Origin of the sequence: Vibrio sp. PID17_43 (assembly GCF_002608565.1) — a bacterium.
Classification (GTDB): Bacteria; Pseudomonadota; Gammaproteobacteria; order Enterobacterales; family Vibrionaceae; genus Vibrio.
The window spans coordinates 121,202-144,041 of the sequence record NZ_LIXM01000004.1 but is presented as its reverse complement, the minus strand read 5'-3'; the positions used below and the strand labels follow the sequence as shown (position 1 = coordinate 144,041).

At 44.4% G+C, this 22,840-nt stretch carries 14 protein-coding genes and 1 pseudogene; 8 read left to right on the top strand and 7 right to left on the bottom strand.

The window, feature by feature from the left end; translation table 11 throughout:
* Positions 1-221: 221 nt before the first annotated feature.
* Positions 222-1,034: an AraC family transcriptional regulator gene (locus tag AK965_RS04415; RefSeq protein ID WP_099078464.1), complete on the bottom strand. Its 813-nt coding sequence runs from the start codon at positions 1,032-1,034 to the stop codon at positions 222-224.
* 769 nt (positions 1,035-1,803) lie between these two features.
* On the opposite strand from AK965_RS04415, the pseudogene AK965_RS04410 reads away from it, so the two are divergent.
* Positions 1,804-1,995: pseudogene (locus AK965_RS04410) on the top strand (PAS domain-containing protein); the annotation flags it as partial.
* Between the two features lie 120 nt (positions 1,996-2,115).
* On the opposite strand, the gene pdxH reads toward AK965_RS04410, so the two are convergent.
* Positions 2,116-2,751 carry a pyridoxamine 5'-phosphate oxidase gene (gene pdxH, locus AK965_RS04405; RefSeq protein ID WP_099078463.1) on the bottom strand — a complete coding sequence of 212 codons (636 nt, stop codon included), beginning with the start codon at positions 2,749-2,751 and terminating at the stop codon, positions 2,116-2,118.
* A 184-nt stretch (positions 2,752-2,935) separates the two neighbouring features.
* On the opposite strand from pdxH, the gene AK965_RS04400 reads away from it, so the two are divergent.
* From AK965_RS04400 to AK965_RS04375, 6 genes are all read left to right on the top strand, one after another.
* On the top strand, positions 2,936-4,840 hold the full coding sequence (locus tag AK965_RS04400) for an ATP-binding protein (protein WP_099078462.1): 1,905 nt from the start codon (positions 2,936-2,938) through the stop codon (positions 4,838-4,840).
* Positions 4,833-6,059: a sigma-54 dependent transcriptional regulator gene (locus AK965_RS04395; RefSeq protein ID WP_099078461.1), complete on the top strand. Its 1,227-nt coding sequence runs from the start codon at positions 4,833-4,835 to the stop codon at positions 6,057-6,059. Before AK965_RS04400 ends, AK965_RS04395 begins: the two co-directional genes overlap by 8 nt.
* A gap of 113 nt (positions 6,060-6,172) precedes the next feature.
* Positions 6,173-7,564 (top strand): HlyD family type I secretion periplasmic adaptor subunit, encoded by a 1,392-nt coding sequence (locus AK965_RS04390; protein ID WP_099078460.1) that lies wholly within the window; start codon positions 6,173-6,175, stop codon positions 7,562-7,564.
* A gap of 108 nt (positions 7,565-7,672) precedes the next feature.
* Positions 7,673-8,356: a transglutaminase-like cysteine peptidase gene (locus tag AK965_RS04385; RefSeq protein WP_099078513.1), complete on the top strand. Its 684-nt coding sequence runs from the start codon at positions 7,673-7,675 to the stop codon at positions 8,354-8,356.
* Between the two features lie 5 nt (positions 8,357-8,361).
* Positions 8,362-10,275 carry a LapD/MoxY N-terminal periplasmic domain-containing protein gene (locus AK965_RS04380; RefSeq protein WP_099078459.1) on the top strand — a complete coding sequence of 638 codons (1,914 nt, stop codon included), beginning with the start codon at positions 8,362-8,364 and terminating at the stop codon, positions 10,273-10,275.
* Positions 10,276-10,289: 14 nt separating this feature from the next.
* Entirely contained in the window at positions 10,290-12,407 is a 2,118-nt protein-coding gene (locus AK965_RS04375; RefSeq protein WP_099078458.1) for a type I secretion system permease/ATPase, read from the top strand.
* 421 nt (positions 12,408-12,828) lie between these two features.
* Here AK965_RS04375 and AK965_RS04370 read toward each other — a convergent pair whose 3' ends face one another.
* The 5 genes from AK965_RS04370 to AK965_RS04350 all read right to left on the bottom strand — a co-directional run bounded on the left by AK965_RS04370 (position 12,829) and on the right by AK965_RS04350 (position 22,064).
* Positions 12,829-14,652: a S8 family serine peptidase gene (locus AK965_RS04370; protein ID WP_099078457.1), complete on the bottom strand. Its 1,824-nt coding sequence runs from the start codon at positions 14,650-14,652 to the stop codon at positions 12,829-12,831.
* Between the two features lie 194 nt (positions 14,653-14,846).
* The gene (locus AK965_RS04365) at positions 14,847-17,294 is read right to left on the bottom strand and encodes a hypothetical protein (RefSeq protein ID WP_099078456.1); all 2,448 of its coding nucleotides are present in this window, start codon (positions 17,292-17,294) and stop codon (positions 14,847-14,849) included.
* Positions 17,294-17,914, bottom strand: coding sequence for a hypothetical protein (locus tag AK965_RS04360; protein ID WP_099078455.1), 621 nt, complete (start codon positions 17,912-17,914; stop codon positions 17,294-17,296). Before AK965_RS04360 ends, AK965_RS04365 begins: the two co-directional genes overlap by 1 nt.
* A gap of 327 nt (positions 17,915-18,241) precedes the next feature.
* A complete protein-coding gene (locus AK965_RS04355) occupies positions 18,242-18,889 on the bottom strand; it encodes a response regulator transcription factor (protein WP_099078454.1) in 648 nt (215 codons plus the stop codon).
* Positions 18,879-22,064: a sensor histidine kinase gene (locus tag AK965_RS04350; protein WP_143699931.1), complete on the bottom strand. Its 3,186-nt coding sequence runs from the start codon at positions 22,062-22,064 to the stop codon at positions 18,879-18,881. Before AK965_RS04350 ends, AK965_RS04355 begins: the two co-directional genes overlap by 11 nt.
* 152 nt (positions 22,065-22,216) lie before the next feature.
* On the opposite strand from AK965_RS04350, the gene AK965_RS04345 reads away from it, so the two are divergent.
* Positions 22,217-22,819 (top strand): mechanosensitive ion channel family protein, encoded by a 603-nt coding sequence (locus AK965_RS04345; protein ID WP_099078452.1) that lies wholly within the window; start codon positions 22,217-22,219, stop codon positions 22,817-22,819.
* The last annotated feature ends 21 nt before the right edge of the window (positions 22,820-22,840 follow it).

Genomic DNA, 22,840 nt, shown 5'->3' with positions numbered 1-22,840 from the left:
AGTTCATTTTTACGCGTTATTTACAACAAACTCGGGTTAATTTTCACCAGACTTTGTTTGAATAAGAACGATTTAGATTGCGCTTTGGCAAGAAATGGATAAAAACACAACAAGTTTGCTGAAAATGACTCAAAAAATTCGACTTTTCCGAACAAAATTCAGGTACAACAAACCGCGGCAGATGCGCAGCTGTCATTAAATAAGCTATAGATTGAGCAATATTACCCAATTTGTTTCTTATACTGAGACGGTGATAAGCCTTGTAAACGAGTGAAGGTATGAGTAAACGTACTTTGGCTAGAAAAGCCCGTAAACTCGGCGATCTGCCCTAGCGTTAAGTGGCCTTGCTCAATCAAGTCACGCGCCATGTCAATACGTTTGCCTAGAACATACTGATGCGGCGTAATACCCATTTGCTCTTTGAAAAGGTTGTGGAATTGACTCTCACCCAAGAACACGCTGCCGGCTAATTGAGCGACACTAATTTTATGGCTCAGATGCAGCTCGATGTAACGATCGATGGCATCCAAATCAAAACGGGATTCTTTTTTCGAGGTTTCAAATGCCGAGATATGACGCTGCATCAGAGCAATCACAGTGTCGTTGCACGCACGACTGAGTAACAAATCATTAGGATGATTGCGCATCTCTTGCACCAACATCTGAATCAGCTTTTGAATTTGGCCATCCAGTTGGAAATAAAGATGAGACCGCTCTAGATTATTGATTTTCTGAAGCATTTCTGGATCATCGTTAGTCGGTTTTGGCATGTTAAGCACCAAAATATCTGACTGATGAATCACCCCTCCGAAAGCATGATCAGAGCACGCCGTTACGATACAACCTTGACCAGGGCCAACCAAATTGCCTTGTCCACGCACTTCAAATTCCGCTTGACCTTTCAAACCGATCACGATCTGCGTGTAAGCATGATCATGGCAATCCATATAAGACGGAAGTGTGATCAATTCTGCTGGTTTTGGCAACATGATCTCTTTATATCTCGGGGCTTTCGGGTTATCTGAATCACTCATTTCGAACAGTCGTCTTTACACGGTCGGCTTACACATTGGCATCATATACCTTCTCTGCTAGCTTGCAAATCTTCCCTAGACCAATCATCCAAGATCAAATCAATGTGATCATAGCGCCCTGCATGATCATCGTTCCGGAACAATGATCATGTGAATATAACCTACGGTCAATGTGCAATCAATTTTCTTAACAAAAACCGCCAGATAGCAAAAATGACCGAAGGTGCGATAAACACTTATCAAAGATCTTTACCGTTAAAATGCACACCAATGTAAGAGCCAAGATAAAAATTACGCTCTAAAGCACACAAAAATCACTAAAACAGGGGCATAGAGGCATTTCCCCCTTACTAATATGCCCCAGATTCAATACATTAGAACTGAAGCTCTAGGCTGCATACAAGCCTAAGCTCACGGTATCTAATTGATACCCCGAACTTACTTGACAGACCCTCGCCTGGTAATTTAGAACCGCTTCTACACGTCGACAAGATTATCATGTGTTGCCAGCCCGTATCAGGTGGGCTTTTTTATCTTATTCAAATAAAAACAAAAGCATAACCTGATACCATATGGCATACCTCACTGTAATCTGATGTTAGTCATCACGCTGAGTTTTTTTGAGCATATTTCTCTCCACTCGGCTTAGCCTGGTTTGACGATCGAAAGCATGATCAAGGCATGGAGGTGTGTCGAACCATGAATAGTCAATGACGTGAGCACAAAGACCAGCAATAACACTGGCGATAAGGTCAAAGTGAGTCCTCTGGTGAATATTCCAATCAATACCATATAACAGCCGCTTCTTCGGCAACTACCGGGGTGTTGGGGATGCAAGGATAAAGATTCAGTATTCCGCTATGTGAATCAAGAATATGCAGAATTGATAGGGCACGTTTCGCCTGAAGCCTGTATTGGTAAAACCGACTTTGAAATGGCCAGCCCGATCATTGAATGTGCGCAATATCAACTGTCGATCGTGATCAATGGTGATAGATAGACTCCAATACCGTCACTCAATCCACAAACAAAAACACCGCCAAAATGAGCGGTGTTTATCTATCTAGTTAAATCACAAAACTTATGGCGCAAGACGCTCGATGTCCCATCGGCCTTCATGGTGCTCGAATAAAAAGCGATCATGTAAACGATGCTCACCGCCTTGCCAAAACTCGATGCTTTGCGGTTTAACGCGAAAACCACCCCAGAAGGTGGGGACTGGGATTTCACCTTTAGCAAATTTCTGTTTTAACTCTAAAAACTTACCTTCCAGTACCCCACGAGCAGAAATGCGGCTACTTTGCTTACTGGCAATCGCTGCTAATTGGCTATCTTTCGGGCGAGAAGTGAAGTACTTCATATTCTCCATCGCAGTCAGCTTTTCTGCAACACCCGTAATGTGAACCTGACGCTCAAGTGGGTGCCAAGGGAAATGCAAGCTGATACGGCTATTGTGCTCAAGCTGCTGCGCTTTACGGCTGCCTAAATTGGTATAGAACACAAAGCCATCTTTATCGACGTTTTTCAGCAGAACAATGCGTTGATACGGCATGCCGTTCGCATCCACGGTTGCGACCGTCATTGCGGTTGGATCGGTCAATCCAGCTTCTACCGCTTGCGATAACCACAGGTTAAATTGATCAATCGGATCTGCTTTTAAATCTTTCCGACGCAGGCCACCTTTTGTGTACTCACGACGAATATCAGCAAGTTCCATCTTCACTCCTTGACTCGTTTTTGTTGATTGTGCGCTTGATGATGATGAAATTCAAGGACAGCAAACCGACCCGACTCCGTTCTTAAGCCACGCAATCGTCAATCTCACGCTCCATCGCATCACTCATCAAGCGAATTCAACAAATGTTATCTCTCATTCTCGCTGCGGCTCACAGCATCGCTAAATACCTTTTGATAACATAACGTTAAAAACAAGTGAGCCGAACGTGAATTTATCCCACTCAAAAAACCTACGCTATTTTTTTTTACCGTTATTGCTTACCATTGGAACGATCGGCCTTGTTCTGACTCATCAATACGCAACTCAATACCAATATGAACAATGGCAAAATAAACTCGAAAAACAAGCCTCTCAAACCGCGCAAGAAATTAGTTACGAGTTAGCAAAATTTGAGCAGATCCCCAGTCTTCTTAGCCACGATCCTCGCTTATTAACAGCGGTTGAATTAGGCCAGCCATCTCGAGGCCTCAACCTATTGCTGTCTGATTGGTTGAAACAAAGCTTGGCCGATACGATTTACGTTCACGACCGTACCGGGTTAGTCATTGCTTCAAGTAACTATCAACAAGCTGACAGCTTTATCGGCGCCAATTTTAGTTTTCGTCCTTACTTCCAAAATGCACTCAAAGGTGAAAAAGCGCAGTATGTGGCGCTTGGTTTACGCTCTAATAAGCGAGGCTACTTCTCCTCCTCGCCACTTTGGATCAATAATCAAGTAGCAGGTGTTATTACCATAAAGGTCAATTTAGAACAGCTCGAGCAACGTCTTATTCAGCATGAGGGAGGCGTGCTGGTTACGGGCGTGCACGATGTCGTCTTTATGACAAATTTACCCAATTGGCGTTATAGAGCCCTCTTCCCACTATCGGAGTCAGCTCGCACGGAGCTAAATCAAACTCGTCAATACGGCGACACATTACCGCTGTATCGTGGTGACTTAACGGCGCAAAGTGGTGACACTGAATTCACCGACAATCAGCTGTTGAGGTCACCTGACTACTTCGCTTACGTGACGCCACTGTTTGATAAGCGTTTTCGTGTTATCGCACTCGTTAGCCAGCAGCAAGTTTTAAACGCCGTTTTGCAAGCAGATGTGATCTTTCTCATTTTGTTCGCACTGCTGGCATTAATTGCTCTAGCATGGGGACAAATGATGATCAACAAAGCACATTTAGCTCAAATGAACATCAGCTTAGAAGAAAAAGTGACACAACGAACCTTAGTGCTTAGCGACGCCAATCGCAAACTACAACAAACCGTACGTCAATATGAACAAAGCCAACAAGAACTCAAACAGACCCAACAAGAACTGACTCAAGCAGCGAAACTAGCGCTATTAGGTGAGCTCTCCGCTAGCATCAATCATGAAATCAACCAACCGCTCGCCGCACTAAAAACCTATACGGAAAATTCACAACGCTTGATGACCATGGAGCGCTACCAAATGGTTGAGAGCAATTTAGACAAGATGCTTACCCTCAATGACACCATTGCTGAAGTCATCGCACGGCTCAAAATTTTCACTCGCAAAGCCGATAATGGTCCGCAGAACGAAATTTCGATACTGCATGATGCCGTGCACAACGCCACCAGCATTCTGAGCAATAAACTGATCAAGCAAGGCGTGACACTCAAAGTGCCTAGCATTGCACACGACTTACAGTTAGCGATTCACCATGTCGAGTTAGAACAAGTGCTGATTAACCTTTTTCATAATGCAGCTCAAGCAATGGAAGGACATGGTATCGATCCACAGATCTCCATTGCCATTCAACATCATCAATTACATTGTGACATCTTAGTTTCTGATAATGGGCCTGGCATGTCAGAACAGGCGTTGGAAAAAGTATTCGATCCATTCTTTACCACCAAGCCTGAGGGGCTTGGACTCGGTTTGACGATATCAAAACGTATTCTAGAAAGTTATCAAGGCTCACTGAGTGTCCATCATCATTTTGATAGCAACGCACAACGCATTGCCGGTATGACTTTTGTCATCTCGGTGCCAATCGTAAACGCTTTTAATAAGCAACAGCAGAATAAACAAAAGGAAGGTGCGCATGCGTGACCCGGTTTTCTTTGTGGATGACGATCCGCATATCCGCGATGCGGTCACTCAAGCTCTGCTTATTGAGGGAATTGATGTCAACACCTTCCCCAATGCAGTTGAAGCGCTACGTGTAATAGATCCGCACTCTCCCAGCATCATCATTACCGATATCCATATGCCTGTAATGGACGGTTTGGAGTTTATGGATGCGTTGCTCGGTAAAAACCACCAGTTTCAATTCATCGTATTGACCGGTCATGGTGATGTGAAAACAGCGGTAAAAGCGATGAAAAGTGGTGCGTACGACTTTTTAGAAAAACCTTTTTCTACCGAGCAACTATTAAAGTCTCTCAACAACGCAAGCGACAAGCTTACCCTATTGCGTGAAAACGTATGGTTGAAAAAGGAGCTCGACATGCAGACCCATGTTGGCCCCAAGATGATTGGCCACAGTCAAGCCATGGTCAACATCCGTCGCACCTTGATCAGCACAGCTCCTCATCAACCGCTTATCTTTGTTGGACAAAATGGTACAGGTCGAAGGCTAGCCGCCCAGTTTTCACATGACATACACGCTTTAGCTGATAGCGAATTGATCGCCGCATTAGGAGACGACTTATGCGACTTATCATCTGATGCCTTCGATAGCGCCCTTCATCTGCTCACCGAAGGAAAAGACCATTGCAGTTTATACCTACACAATGCGGAAAATATTTCAATGGAACAGTGGCAATGCCTATTTAACGACCCTAGATTGCAACGCGTGTTTGGTGCAGCCACCAACGTCAGTGCAGATATGGAGACACTGGCCACTTTGATATATTTACCGAGTTTAGACCAAAGAAAAGAAGACATTGGCCCGCTATATAAGCACTTCGTCCGCCATGCCGCTAGCCGATATCAATTACAGCCACCGCACATAACAGCCGAAGAGATCGCCCAGCTCACTGAGCTTAACTGGCCTGAGAATATTAAACAATTACGCCAGTTTGCCGAGTTACGCGCACTCAAGCCAGATACCTTTCGCATCGAAGAATGGAACAGTGAAAAGAGTATTGAAATTCAAAGCATGGCTCAACGCACGGAGCACTTTGAGTATTGCCTATTGTTTGATGCCCTGCAGCGACATGGAGGGAGGCTTAAAGAGGTGCAGCTCGAGCTACAAATATCTCGAAAAACCTTATACGACAAACTAAAAAAGCATCAATTGGATAAGTCAGAGTTCAAAATGTTCTAGCCGCGCAATCCGCAAGTTTTCCACACACTTTTATTAACAAATACATGCTGACATACACAGTTAATAATAATAAGATCAAGAAGATAATTCGTATTTGTAATCCAAGGAACGTGATGAGCCGAGACAATTACAACAAACTCAGTGAAGAGGAGCTGGATTTTGTCGATGACAAAACCGCCGCTTTACTCCTCAACACCCCAAACAGCGCTCGCGTGATGCTTTGGGTTATGGTGCTATTTTTTGTTGCGGCAATTGGCTGGGCATCTTGGGCGCAAATCGATCAAGTCACTGTCGGCAAAGGCAAAGTGATCCCTTCTTCACAAATCCAAGTCGTGCAAAACCTAGAAGGAGGCTTGGTTAAAGAAATTTTGGTCAAAGAGGGCCAACTCGTTGAAAAAGGCCAACAGCTACTACTCATTGATGATACACGATTCCGCTCTGACTTTCGCGAGCGCGAGCAGCAAGTCGCCAACTTGACCGCTTCCGTGTTACAACTTTCAGCTTCCATCACTAGTGTGAGGGTTAACCGTGACTTTGAAGTAGCAGACTGGGAAGACAGCGTCATTATTGACTACGGCAAGCTCATTTTTCCACCGATGTTGGAAGAAACCCAACCGAAACTGACTCACCGTCAAAAAGCCGAATACCGACAAGACTTAGACAACCTAAGAAACCAGTTGTCCGTCATTGATCAGCAAGTAAAACAGAAACAACAAGACTTGGTTGAAATTCAAGCTCGAGTAAACAACCTGCGTCAAAGTTACCAGTTTGCAAAAAAAGAACTCGATATCACGAAGCCACTTGCGGATGAAGGCGTCGTGCCACGCATCGAATTGCTGAAGTTACAGCGTCAAGTGAACGATACGCGTCGCGAAATGACATCTAGTGAACTCAAAGTACCCATGATCAGATCGTCGATCAAAGAGTCGATGCTTAATCGCATTGATGTGGCGCTCAAGTTCCGCTCAGAGCAACAAGAGAAACTCAATCACACCCAAGACCAGTTGTCTGCGCTAGTAGAATCTGCCGTGGGCTTAGCAGACAGAGTAAATCGAACCGTTGTAGTCTCGCCAGTAACGGGTAAAATTAATACCTTAAACGTCAATACTGTTGGTGGCGTGATCCAACCTGGCATGGATATCGTTGAGATCGTGCCAACAGAAGATACGTTATTAATTGAAGCCAAAATCGCGCCGAAAGACATCGCCTTTCTACGCCCTGACTTACATGCGATAGTAAAATTAACCGCCTATGACTTTACTAAATATGGCAGCTTAGCAGGCGAGTTGGAACACATCAGTGCCGATACGACACAAGATGAAGAAGGTAACAGCTTTTATATTGTCCGGGTACGAACAGATAAGACGAATTTCGGTCAAAACGAAGATTTGCCTATCATTCCAGGAATGACCGCTTCGGTCGACATTATCACTGGCAAGCGAACCGTTTTAGAGTACCTGCTTAAACCAATTTTAAACGCAAAAACCAATGCACTAAAAGAGTGAGTAGTATCAATGCTCTCTCACTGCATTATAGGTAGCGGCTTAACAAAAAAGCGATTATTTCTCATAGACGAATCTAATGGAAGAGAACAGTTGTGTTACGAGTCGAGTATGCCCCCTAATTTGAAGCGTAAAGTAACATTGATAGCCTGTCTAAGTTGTTTCTCGTTTCAAATTGGAGCGCTAAACAGCAAAGAGCAGAGTTGGGTGGATACGGTCACCTCTATTTATGGAGAACGAGCGGGGATGCGCGTCAAAACATGGCGCAGCAACCTCGATGTCTACCAAGCACTTGAACCACGGGAGAAGCTAAATGCCGTCAACGACTTTTTCAATCAACTGTATTTCGTTGACGATATTAAACTGTGGGGGAAAAATGACTATTGGGCAACCCCCCTTGAATTTTTGGGCAGCAATGCGGGCGACTGTGAAGATTTTACCATTGCAAAGTACTTCTCGTTGTTAGAGCTAGGCATCCCTGATTCAAAGATGCGTTTAGTCTACGTTAAGGCCATTGAACTTAATCAGTTTCATATGGTGTTAGCCTACTACCCAACAGCCAACTCAGAGCCGCTCATCCTTGATAACCTCAATCCAAAGATAGTTCGAGCCTCCAAGCGTAGCAATTTGCTACCGATATACAGTTTTAACGGTAAAGACCTGTGGTTAATGAAATCTGCAGCTAGTACGGGAGAACTAGCAGGAGAATCATCACGTTTGAGCCTTTGGAATGACTTACGCTCGCGCGAACGTAAGTTGCAGTTAAATAAACCTATAATTAACTATGACGAGTGAAAAACATGACCCTATATAAAAAGCTTGTAGTGGGAATGGTTACGGTCTTTATACTCTTGATGGCATCAGTATTCGTAATCGAATTCAATACTACTCGGGACAGCTTGGAGCAACAGCAACGTTCAGAGGTCAACAACACCATTAATACCGTGGGTTTAGCACTAGCTCCTTATCTAAAAGACAAAGACAAGGTAGCGGTTGAGTCGGTCATTAATGCACTGTTCGACGGCAGTACCTATTCTGTGGTTCGCCTGACTGCACTTGATTCTGACTACCAAGTTGTGCGCTCTTACCCAGTCAAACCAAGCACGGTGCCGCAATGGTTTATCAACCTTAACCTCTTTAAGCCTATCCACGATAAGCGAGTGGTCACCAGCGGTTGGATGCAACTTGCAGAAGTTGAGATCATTAGCCATCCAGGCGCTGCATACGAACAGCTATGGAAAGGCTTTATTCGCTTGCTGACCGCCTTTGGTATCATCTTCGTAGCGGGTTTAATCTCTATCTCCTACATCCTGCGTCGTTCGCTCAAACCGTTAGCGGCGATCGTGAAAAAAATGCATGAGATTGCCAACAACCAGTTTGGCGACCCACTCACTCGTCCAAAAACCAAAGATTTGATCGCAGTCGTCGATGGCATCAACATGATGTCTGCACAAATTGAGTTGTCGTTTAAAGAACAGGCCAAAGAAGCGCAGCGATTGCGAGCACAAGCGTACCTAGATCCTATCTCTAGTCTTGGTAATCGTTCTTTCTACATCACCCAAGTTGATCAATGGTTAGCAGAACAAACTCAGGGGGGTATCGCGCTACTCCATGCAGAATATATTGGTGACATCTACGAGACGAAAGACTACCAACGCGCTGATGCCCACGTGAAAGAGCTATCTCAACGTCTGAAAAACACCATCGATGTACCTGGAGTCACCATCGCTCGTCTATCTAGCGACGAATTTGGTTTGCTTTTCCCACACATGGACGAGAGCGAACTAAGAATTATCGCCGACACCATCATCAACTGTGTCAATGGTCTCAATACTGATCCAACGGGCTTGGCAAAACCTAAAGTCGCTCTGGGGGTGGCACACAGTAAAGACCTGAAGTCACGTTCAGAAGTGCTCTCTCTTGTGGATAATGCGCTCTCCAAAGCAAAAGCACAGCCAGACAAAGCGTACGGTTTTATTGGCAGCGATAGCCCATCGAGCTTGATGGGAAAACAGCAATGGAAAGCACTGGTGGAAGAGGCAATCCACAGCGGTTGGATTAAGTTCCGCTTTCAGTCAGCAAAGAACACCTGGGGCAAAGTATTCCATAAAGAAGTGTTCTCTAGTATTGAGAAAGATGGTGAGTCCTATCGTGCCAACCAATACCTGTTTGCTCTAGAGCAACTTGAAGCGACCGATATCTTCGATCAATACGTGATTGAATCGATGATTAACATGCTGGAAAGTGGTGAACTGACCGAACCCGTTGCGCTCAATATCGCACAAAGTAGTTTATCTCAACCATCCTTTATCCGCTGGGTTACTAGCACGCTCTATAAACATGCGAAAGTGGCACCAATGCTCCACTTTGAAATCCCAGAAGAGTGTTACATTGAGCATCCTCACCACACGGCGCTACTATGTAATGCCCTTCGTCAATCGGGGGCAGAGTTTGGTGTCGACAACTATGGCCGTAACTTCCAGTCGCTTGAGTACATTCAGGAGTTCCGTCCGAATTACGTCAAACTGGACTACCTATTCACCCACAATCTGCACGACGAAAAACAGAAATTCACCTTAACCTCGATCTCTCGTACTGCTCACAACTTGGGCATCACGACCATTGCATCGCGTGTTGAGACACAAATTCAGTTGGACTTCCTCACCGAACACTTTGTTGAGGTATTCCAAGGTTTCATCGTTGATAAGGATTAAAAGGTTTACCAAGGATGAAAGACCCTTTACTGAACTCGCTCATTTACGTTAGCCGTTATTTCGGATTAGCCAACTCTCCAGAAGCGCTTATTAATGGGCTTCCGCTCTCTGAGGGCAAACTAACCCCCTTCCTGCTACCAAGAGCGGCGGAAAGGGCCGGATTGGTTGCCAAGGAGAACCGTGCCGAGCTGGCGAATATCTCCAGCTTAATCCTACCGGCTATCTTACTTCTTAAAGGGGGTGACTCTTGTGTTCTCAACAGTATCGATCTAGAGAAGCAAGAAGCCGAAGTCACCACCCTTGAGAGCGGAATGGTTCCGATATCCATTCCATTAGAAGACCTACTTGAGCTGTACACTGGTCGCTATTTTTTAGTTAAAAAGCAATTTCGTTATGACGAGCGCTCTCCTGAAGTGCTCAAAACGAATGAAGGTCACTGGTTCTGGTCAACCTTGTGGCAATCAAAACGCATTTATCGCGATGTGCTCATCGCTTCCCTGCTCATCAACATCTTCGCTATTGCGGCACCAATGTTCACTCGCTTGGTGTATGACAAAGTGGTACCAAACCTCGCGTTTGAGACCTTGTGGGTGCTGGCAAGCGGCATCTTCTTGGTCTTCTTGTTTGACTTCTTACTCAAGTCACTACGAAACTATTTCATCGATGTAGCGGGTAAAAAGTCCGATATTCTGATTTCCTCTAAGCTATTTAGCAAAGTGATGGGCATTCGGATGGAGTCCAAACCCCCTTCTGTCGGTGCGTTTGCTCGTCATCTACAAGAGTTTGAATCCATCCGGGAGTTCTTCACCTCCGCAACCGTGAGTGCGCTTATCGATCTTCCATTTGCCATTCTGTTCTTAGTCATCATTTGGTTGATGGCGGGCGATTTGGTGTATGTGCCAATGATTGGTGTCGTGATACTGGTGATTCACTCACTCTTGATTCAAGGGCCACTGCGTCGTTCAATTGAAGAAGGTTCTCGTCTTGCTTCACAGAAATACGCCAACTTGATTGAGAGCTTAGCAGGATTAGAAACCGTGAAAATGCTCAGTGCACAAAGTCAATTCCAATACCGTTGGGAAGAGGCCGTCGCGCACATGGCGAACTGGAACATCAAAAGCCGTCGAATCACCGATAGTATTCAAAACGCAGCAGGTTTCGTGCAACAAAGTAGTAATGTTGGAATGATCATTCTCGGTGTTTACTTAATAGCCGAGGGCAACCTAACCATGGGCGGCCTTATTGCTGCAACCATGTTAAGCGGTCGCGCGATTGGGCCTCTCGTGCAACTTTCATTACTTTCTACTCGCTACAACCAAGCAAAGTCATCCATGACTATCATTAACCAAGTGATGGAAATGCCTGACGAACAAGAAGAAGGTAAACGCTACATTCATCGTCCTATCGTGCAAGGTAAGATTGACATTGACCGCGTCACCTTTCACTACCCAGGAGCACCCATTGCTTCTATTCGTAATTTGAGTCTGACCATCAACCCGGGAGAGAAAGTGGCGATCATTGGCCGTATCGGCTCAGGTAAAACCACCCTTGAGCGCTTGATTATGGGCCTATATAAGCCAACAGAAGGGCATGTTCGTATTGATGACACCGACATAGAACAGCTCCATCATGTGGACATTCGCCGCAATATCGGCTGTGTATCGCAAGATTCTAACCTGTTCTTTGGCTCGATTCGAGATAACATTACTTTAGGCCGACCGTTAACTGACGACCGTGATGTGCTTGATGCCGCCAACCGCGCAGGTGTGACAACGTTTACACAATCGGACCCAGCCGGACTCGAGCGCCAAGTAGGCGAAGGCGGTGCGATGTTATCTGGTGGCCAGCGTCAAGCCGTCAATATTGCGCGAGCATTCCTCGGTCGCCCCCCAATCTTATTAATGGATGAGCCAACCAGCGCAATGGATAATCGCTCAGAAATGCATATTAAGCACCAGTTGGCGTACCTTAAGCCAAGTGAAACGCTGATACTGATCACGCACAAGACTTCGATGCTAGACATTGTCGATCGCGTCATTGTGATGGAAAAAGGTAGCATCATTGCTGATGGTCCGAAAGCAAAAGTCTTGTATGACTTAAAGCAAGGCAAAGTACGAGCAGTAAACGAGTAAAGAAGGTTAACCAAGCAAGCTAAGTTTCATTTAACGCCCCGTAAAGCGCTGTGTTTTACGGGGTAAAAGGTAAGCCAAAATAGCGGAACTCTTCCAGAAAGACCCACAGCAACACCACACCGACAATCGCCACTAACCCCAGAATTGCCTTTTCATCTTCTTCCATGAAATTCTCCTGACAACATCCACTTAGCTTAACCATAGTCACTTTTGATTCTGAGCTCAGGTTTATGCCAATCCATTTTGGCCCTGTATTCCATAGCTTACTCGATAACAGCAAATATTTTTATCGGATAGTCTTACTGATGTACAGGTTTGAGACGAAAGCGACGGTTGCAAGTGGTGAGCAGCCACATAAAAGGCATAGACAAAACGAGCGCCACAAACGGGCGCTCGTTTTTTTACTGTTTAACGATACTCTTTAATCAAATGACACGCTTGATAAATCTGAACAGTTACTGCTCGATTGCTCACAAACTTGATAGGTGTACATGCCATAGGCATCGCCCAACGTATCGGTAAACGTACCATCATTTCCGGTTGTTGAGATAACAGCACCGTTACGATAAACATTCACTTTGCTCGTGGTTGCGCCTGACCATGTCAAATCCACCTTTTCACCTCGCTTAGACGTGTAGGTCTCTGTTGATAATTGAATATCAACCACTGGCGCTGCATTACACCCATTTGTTAATAAGTACTGGTGTGCATCCGCAATTTTTACGATGCCGTAACCAAAGTAATCGTCTCGACCAGAGGCACCCGCATCAAATGCAGTTTGCTTAAGCGCATCACGAATATCATTACCGGTACACTCAGCATGATTTGACCATAGCAGCGCTGCAAGGCCAGAAACCGCAGGCGTTGCCATCGATGTGCCGCTCATGAAACCATAATCAGAGTTACTGATGTCAACACTCAAGTTAGTCGCGGCATGCAACACATCTCTGTCTTTCAAATCGGTGCCTACCGCAGGAATGGTTGAGGTTGTCTCTTCACCCAATGTGCCATAAAGCATCCCCTCTACGTTATTGACCACAACCGCACCAATACCGCCCGAAGCCTCACAGTTCATCACTTTGTCGTTAAAGGAGATAACACCGCGATCAATAAGACAGATTTTACCGGCTGCATTGCTATCAATAGCGTCCGCAATGCCCATAAAGTGAACATCACCAGATACGTAACCTTGGCTTGAATTATCTAGACCAGTGGACGAGACGGTTTGCTCATCAGCATTCAGCACGGAAGTAACGGCCATATCCGCAGGGTAAGCTGAAAAGGTATTCACACCACCAGCGGTCACCTCAACACACGTGCTATCAATGATTTGCTCTTTGTCTTTACCTCGTTTCCCGGTGTAAACCGTTGTACAAGGCGGAAATTGAGAGAACACCGCGATGTCATCATTGGCATCATTCGCCCCCACCATCATCACCGATTCATAGCCCGCTGGATAACTGCGAACATCATTACCAGAGTTACCCGCCGCGGCAAGAACTAAGCCACCTGCTGCGGTAAAGTCTTTGAAGGCGTTCTCCTCTGTACTATTCGGACGCCCACCACCCAAGCTCATATTGATGATATTTGCCCCTGCGGCTTGACATTTTTCTGCCGCATACGCGAGATCAGAAGAGTATCCCCAACCTTCGGCATTAAACACTTTGATGATATGCATCGGTACACCAGGAGCCATACCTATCACACCAAATCCGTTATCGGCAGCACCAACGGTTCCCGCTACGTGAGTACCATGAGGCCCGCCATGCTGATCCCAACTGCCTGTCCCAGCATCATCATCACCCGTAATGTACTGCCATTCAAAATCGGCATTGGAGCGATCCAAACCGGAGTCGATCACACACACTTTCATTCCTGTATTAGCTTGCAGCGTCAGTGCTTGAGCCTGCGATTGATAAATAGCATAAGGGGTGATTTGTGTTTCACGCGCATCACCAATATCATCGCTATAGCTAAACAATTCACGTTTCGCATCTTCTTCAATCAGCTTGATGTGTGGGTTGTTCAGTAGCCCTTTTACCGTGGCAAGGTCTTTACCCGCAAACGTGGCGGAGAAAAATGCCTCCCCTTCAACGTTGATGTTCGCACCTAGCTTTTTGGCTAAGTTTTTAACCACACCTTTATTTGCACTGTCGACCTGAATGATATAACGGTCATCCGCCGCGTAAGCATTAAAGGATAAGCAAATACTTGCTGCAATCAGCGTTTTATTGATCAGTTTCATAATTGTCCCTAAATATGGTTACTTACCGTCTGTCACTTCAACCATCTTGATGGCTCACTTAGGTAAGTGCTTCTGGAAACATCCACTCCCAGAAAATCAATGCGTTTTTCGTATGCCCTCGCCTCTGAAATTGACGTGAGCAAAGGTGTGGTGGGCTAACACCCACCACCTTAATGAAGATGAAAATGCAGCCGCTAGTTCAGATGCTCACAGCGTCCAAACTCCGCCCCGGATTTCACTTTCTGAATCAATCCATTCGGGAAACCTGTTTTCACTGACGAGCCATTTTCACACACATAAACTTGCGACATATCAACATGGTAAGAAATCATGGCACCAGCGACACCGCCAACCATTTTTGATCCCGAGCCGTTAAGCGAGAGAGGGTTATCCATCGCAGCATTTTGTGCTTCTAGTACACCTTGCTTGCTGTAGAAGTCATCAAGTGTCATCCAACCTAATCCTTTGATATAAATCGCGCCCGTGAAGCCCGCCCAGAAATCGCCAGAACGACCAATAATCACATCGCCTTTGTCACTCATATCAAATGGGGTTAACGGTGCGTATTCACCAACCCAATCGTGAACCCAATCGACGCCCATCTCTTCACAAGCATTGCTGCCCCAAAATCCAAACGGCACATCTTCACACCATTTCAGGCCACCAATATCCGTAAAGGCAGCGTGACCTTTCTTGGTGTGATCCCACAGTTGAACGGTACCTTGCTCGGTTGCCAATGCAACCTGTTTGCCATCTTGGGATACTGCGTTAGCCGAAATTGCGCCTATTTCGTCATAAAGATTGATCATTTCCCCTTCATTAACCCAAGCGATGGCTTCCCAGCCATCAAGCGAACCTACAGCTACATCACCGTTACCCGAAATACCATGTGCACGAGCCCAGCTATAGCGATTCCAGTCAACATTGCGCGTATCTAGCTCTCGCATGCCCTTGTTAGGCGTCCAGACAAATGGGACTAGCTCGCCTTTTGAGTATTCCGTACAGCTCCCATTACCATTCGCGTCTTTATACGCCAAGCCAACAACAGTATTACCTGCATCGTCTATGCCCCACGCAGAAGCCGATTGAGCTCCAAACATGCCACCGCCGCCACAAGCGTTACCCGTTAAGTCACCGAGAGGTGTTGGACCGTGTGCATCAGTCCAGATAGCCGGCTCACTGATGCCATTTCTGTCATGATCGGAGTTAACCAGTAGCTTTGTCCCATTGCGGTTCATTTGACCAGAATTGACGGAGATATAGTCCGGTAATAGTTCAAATCCTTTGTTTTCAACCCACGTAAAACCAACCCCCATGATGGTGCCCATCGAGGACTTACCATTTTTCGCAAGATCAGTAAGGTGCGCGTTCACAATCGGCCTAAAATGGATACCGTCGGTATAGCCATTGAAGGTTAAATCTGCCTGCTTCGTTTCTCCCGCTTGCGCTACAATCGGAGTCGCGTCACATGGGTTATCTGACACTGGGTTACTTCCTTCGCCCTCGTTCCAATATTCCGCAACAGAAATGATTGGTGTTTGCTGTGTTGGGTAACCACCTTGGGTGATTTCTTCGGTATACAGCACATAACGCTGACCTGGGGTAAGTCCGTTAATTTTAAAGTAACCATCTGGGCCAACTTTGCCTTGCGTCAAATAGCCCGATTGAGCCGACACCGCATCAAATAATGGATCATCAACATTGCGAGCAATAATGTTGACGCCACTATACTCAGTAGAGCCATCTTTTAGACGAAGCGTCCCTTCAATTGAGCCGTAGTTGGCTTTATAACCTGCGGTTGGATAGAGGTTAGAAATCGAGACTTTGTCATCCAACACATTGATGGTGCTCTGGCTAACGCCACCCGCACCATTGTGGCTAATGAATGGAAACATAGTTTCGATAATATCCGGATCGGCATTGTTCACAGGACCATACCCATCGGGTGCGTCATGAGCATGAATAGGAGCCACCTCACACCCTTCAACGCCAGGGAAGTGTGGGTTTAGCGGATGACTCATGTAGCCCAAATGGCCATTGGTTTGCGAGTGAGAGAGGTTGATGGCGTGGCCAAATTCGTGAGTAAACACACCTGCTACTTGGTTGCCTTCGGTATCAGTGACATACACGTTCCAACCATTCATTACCGCTGTCGCTTCGATAATGACATTGTTCTCATCGGCAATTTCCGGGAAGGCGATCCCCAAAACAGCGGTTTTCGGTACGCCAAAGAAGTTCTCTAAGATACTGCCGTCAGTATCGTAGAGCACCCAAAAACCATAACCATTTTGCTGAGTATAGATCTGAGCGGCGTTGGCTCCGGTTACATCAGCAAGCCCAGTTTGGCTTTCGATCGTCCCAACAATGTCAGCTTTAAAGGTGGATGTCTCTACATTATTCCACTCGTCGAAAGCAAACTGGGTAATTTCATTCGCGCGTTCAATAGATAAAAACACACTGCCATCATAGTCATAGGTAAACGCTTCTCCTCCATCGACATAGACAGGAATTGAGCCTTTTGACGTATCCCATACGTAAGGGGTGGGAGCGCCATCATCGGTTGTCAGTAACGGGCCTGCGGCCATCACATGGTTTGCTGTGAGCAAGGTGGTGATTGCGATCGCTAATTTATTAATATTCATTATTTCATCTTCCCATTGCTGATCCATTGCTCTGACACGGCTTTGCCAACTAGCCCCATAAAGTCTGCTGCGTTATAAGCGCCTGGGTTTTGCAACATCGCTTGTTCTGATGGAGAAAGAACGCCATCGGCAAACTCGAGATTTTCAAAGATTCCGTAGTTATTAAACTCATTAACGACCTTGTTGCCGCGAACATTGAACTTGCCATGTGCCATACCTGCCGTAGTGCGCAATCCTGTGAGCTTCGCGGCTTTATACATAAATACGATAACGGCTTCGTCCTGATTCCAGCGAGGGAAGCCCTCTGGGGATACCGCTAACATTTGTGTGCCATTCGGAAGTGTGCGAGGCTTTGTTAGGCCAAACTGACGAAATGTGTAGTTTGATCCCTTAGCATGCGCCCCCTTCGCGGCGGAGCTGACCTTAATAGTCACCTCGGTATAAGGGATGCCTTGATCAGAAATGCCATCAGATACGGTTTGTATTTGTCCTGATAAAATGCTCTCTGATTCAGAAATAAGTTGCTTGAGGTTTTGGGGGATAAGTTTGGCGGCTTGTGATATTGGAGCAAGCAGCATGAGCACTGACAACAGCGCTACCATCTGTGGTTTAAATTTCATTAGCTATCCTTGTTAATGTTTTATTTATTAGGTAGATGCACTACCACAAATCAACATAACGAATAGCTATTCATCGCGATATCAGGGAATCCCTGATTTTTGGTTTTAATTTATTGAAGATCTTGACTAAATAAATACAATGATCACATTTTTAATTAATAACCACCCACAACCTATTTGCTGGACTATAATCATAGGTTTGCTCTACCACAGAGTTAAGAAATCGGATAACACACGCAACACATTTGAATAAAGCATTGTAGTGAGCACTATGAGGGTGAGGGTCTATTCTCCGGTCTATCGACTGGCTTAAGCTTAGGTGGTTTGTTATTGGATTAATCTTTTTTCCATGGCAAATCTAACGAGGCCCGCTATATCGAAGATATTCAAACGTTTCATGATATGCGTTCTATGCGTTTCAACCGTTTTAATACTCACGTGAATGCTATCGGCTATCTGCTTGGTAGAATATCCTTCTGCAATCAACTGAAGGATTTGTCGTTGTCGACTGGTTAATAATTCCAAAAGTGACGTGGGTGTATTTTCATCCAACAACAGCTTGTCTAGCATACTCTCATCGACTTCTCGACTAATGTATGAATCACCACTTAAAACATTCATCACAGCAGGCTCTAGCTCATCGACTGCAGAGTCTTTCAATAAATAACCTTGGGCACCATTTCTTAAACACTTTGCTACATATTCAACATTATTATGCATTGATAGCATGAGAATTTTTATATTCGTATTTTGCTTTCTTATCAGACTGACTAACTCTATGCCATTCAGACCTTTTAAAGAAATATCCAGAACGACAAGATCAGGAGTCAACTGTTTTAATATAGGAAGAGCATCCAATCCTTCCCCACACTCACCCACCACCTCAATACTCTCTATTGCACCTAATAACGTTCTTATACCTGCTCTGACTAACTCATGATCGTCTACAAGTACCACTGTGCTGTTATTCTTCATATTCAAACTCAACTAAAACAGAAGTCCCACTATCGAGTTGAGAGTTTAGCGTTAACTTTCCGTTATGCGTTAATACCCTTTCTTCGATTCCCAATAGCCCTAAGTGTTTGCCTTTTATCACCTTCTCTTTAATTTCATTCACGTTAAAACCCATTCCATTATCTTTAACTTCAGCTGTAATAAGGCTTTCGCTAAAGCTGAGACGAACCACAATCTCTGTTGCTTTTGAATGACGTATCGCGTTATTCACTGACTCTTGTATGATTCTAAACAGCGTCGTTGCAAGCTGAGAGTGAATCATCGGAAAGTTAACTTGTGCATCAAATTTTATTGGGTGTTCCAAAGATAATGACATCTTGTGGAGTAAATTATTTAGTGCCGCGATCAAGCCGACATCATCTAAAATGCTCGGTCTTAAATCGAAAGAGATACTACGTACCTGCTTTATCATCGCTTGAACAATTTTTATCGAATCATCAATTCTGATGCTGTTTTCCGGGTGTTCCTTTTTATATAGTTGTAAATTGATTTGAGTCGCGGTCAAAGATTGACCAAATTGATCATGCAGCTCTCTTGAAATGGACTTTCTCTCTTCTTCCTTGGCATTTTGAATTTTTGCTGTCAGGTCTCTTATTCCTCGATAGGCATCCTTTAGTGTTGCTTCCCTACTCTTAAGCTCATCAATCGCCAACTCTTTCTGCACTTTTATAAGATTGAGACGTGTAGAGTGAGCTAACCATTTGGCCATATGATACCGGTGATAACTTATCGCGATGAATATAATCAATAAAGCTAGAGGGCCTATATAGTTTATATTTCGCCACCATGGAGGAACAATATCAATACTTAAGTTTGCAGGCTCACTCCAACGGCCATTGCTGCCTTTTCCTCTAACCTCAAGTTGATACGATCCGGGCTCTACATTAAAAAAATTAATTTGATTTCTGTTTTCTAAGGCTTGCCAATGGCTAGAAGGCGTTAACCTATATTCATATTCATGCTTGGTGGCACTAAAATCCAACAATGCGAAGTCAACCGTTAGCATACCTCCCCATGGAATGGATATTTGCTGTCCATCTTGGATCGATAAGTGAGCAATAGATCTCGAAAAGGTATCGTGATTGATCCGAGTAATACGTAATGGAAAAGAGGTGGAAGGTAAATAGTTATTGTCTCTTTTTAAAATCGCCAAGCCATTCTGAGCCCCTAACAAGTTATGTGTCCGATCCTTTGCTTTCGAACCTATAATAAATGAGCCTATATTGGATAATATATTATTGGTTAACTTTAAACTATGCTGTTGCGGTCTGTAGATTGAGACCCCTTTATTTGTAGCAATCCAAATAGATCCATCATCCTGACTTAATATTGATTTAATCGATTCTCCTGGTGAGGTCACGCCGGGTATATTTTCAAGCCCGGAAATATCATTCTTACTTCTGTAGACGACCTTGTGCAATCCACCGCCATCGGTGCCAATCCAAATATTACCATTAACATCCTTTTCAATATCTGAAATATAGTAATGACTTAGATAATTATTATCGACAAGAAACCTTTCACAGTACCAACCGATAACACGGCAGCGATTTAAGCCATTTGATCTTGTACCAACCCAAAGATAATCGTCCTCAACCATTAATGCGGTGATATAGTTACCACTAAGAGAGTGATGATTTTCTGCGTCATGCTTATAAGAAGAGAACGATTTAGTATCAATGTGATATTTATATAAGCCACTACCACCAATACCAACCCAAACGTTACCATCAGAACTTTGCTTAACCGCTCTGATAAACCCTTTGCCTATCGATTTTTGTTCACTCGCGTCATGTTGAAAGAAGTGGAGTGTTTCACCTTGGGCAGATAAATGCCAAAGACCACTTGAAGTACCAACAAACAGATCATTATTTGCCGCTTTTTCGATACTAAAAATGCTGTTTACATCAACGTTAGGCAAATCGGCGTGAGTTTTAATCCATTCACCTGAATGTTTTTCAATCTTGTGCAAACCTTGCGTTATTGACCCTAACCAAACGATATTCTCTTGCGGATCCGCCAGTACTGCACTGACATCTCGCATTGAGAACCAATGGTCATCTATCTCTTTGTTAAAGAAAACCTCTGCCAATTGACCATTTAAAAGGTGCAGGCCATTGCCCCATGTTGAGAAAAACAACTCACCTTGCTCGTTTTCAATAATACTTGTGACGGCATCAGACTCAATCGATTGCCTGACATGTTTGCTCGATAACCTATGATTTCTTACGTCATAAGCCAGCAACCCATTTTTATACGTTCCAAGAAGAAGCTTGTGATTTCCCGCATAATGCAATGAGATAATCGCTAACTTATTTTTCATTAACGAGGTGAGTTCTATCTCATTTGACTGCATATTATTTAAGTCAACTTTGAATAATCCTTCCCTTGTGCCTATCCACAAATTTTCGGAATCATCCTCTTCGATAGAAAAAACGTCATCAACCCCATCACCGAGATCAAACGAGACAAAGCTCTGACTCTCCTCTTGCCAATAAGCCAACCCTCCGCCTAACGTGCCGACCCAAAGTCGTTCTTTGCTATCTGCAAATAATTTATAGACATAGTCACTAGGAAGTGAGTGAACATTACTTTGCTGCTTATAAAAACGAGTGATTTTTCCCGTACTTCTGTTTAGTCTGTTTAAACCTATCTGTGTCGCGACCCAAAGATGACCATCCGGACCGTCAATAACGTCATAAACGCTATCATTACTGATCGAATTACTGTCGTTAGAGTCGTGCCTAAAATTTGTAAAGGTATTCGTCGCTAGATTAAAGCAACTTAAGCCACCACTATTGGTAGAGACCCAGATCTTGTTGTCTTTACTTTGGTATAAGTTACGAATATCAATCGCATTTATTGAACCCGGATCATTAAAGTTTGGCTTAAAATCCTGAAGTTGATAGCCATCATAAACGTATAGCCCATGTTGCGTACCAATCCACATAAAACCTTTGTGATCAAACATGATTGTGGAAATGTTATTTGCGTCCAAACCAACATGCTGTGCCAGTCGCTGACTATCGTTATAAGCGGATACGACAATGGGCCACGCAACCAATATGAATAACACTAGCGCCTTCAGAAACCTTCGCATAATAAACTCAACAAACACAACAAACACAACAAACACAACATTACGTTAACATTCAGTGGGTTGAATATCAAACCTTGTACTGCAAGCTACTACGTGACGGCTATTGGCTGACGCCATAAATTTGTGGTTACTTGGAAGCAAAAATAGGCTATAAAACGTGACTTTATAATTTTCTTTCATCTAATTAAATGAATCATTGGATCCACCTAGAACAAATTGGCCAGTACTTTACCGCAGGATCTGTCGGTTATAAGGTATTGATGGCCATCATTATTTTAATTGCTTACCAGGTACTGAAAAAGATCGCGAATCGCGCAATCCTTAATTTGGCCAAGTCGAAAGGCGTAAATAAAGCCCGACTTAGCTTTATCCAACGCTGCTTCAATGTGACCTTTTTGTTCCTGTTCGCATCACTTTTTGCGATAGTGGCCGGCATCGGATACGGTGATGTATCCCTATTTCTATCTTCGATCTTTGCGGTCTTAGGGGTAGCATTCATCGCACAATGGTCGATTCTTAGCAATATAACGGCCAGTTTCCTTATCTTCTTTGTGTTTCCTTACCGTGTTGGAGATCGAATCAAAGTCGTGGATAAAGACGAAGATATTTGTGGCGAGATCCAAGAAATCAGTATGTTCCACGTGTTAATAAAGCACGACAACGGCAACCTGATTACTTATCCAAATAATTTAATGCTACAAAAAGCCGTACTAAAACTGACTGCCCCCAAGCCAGATACACAAAAATCGACCTCTCGAATTTATACTCGAAGAAAACAAAATATCCGCTAATAATTACAAAAGCCCCAACGG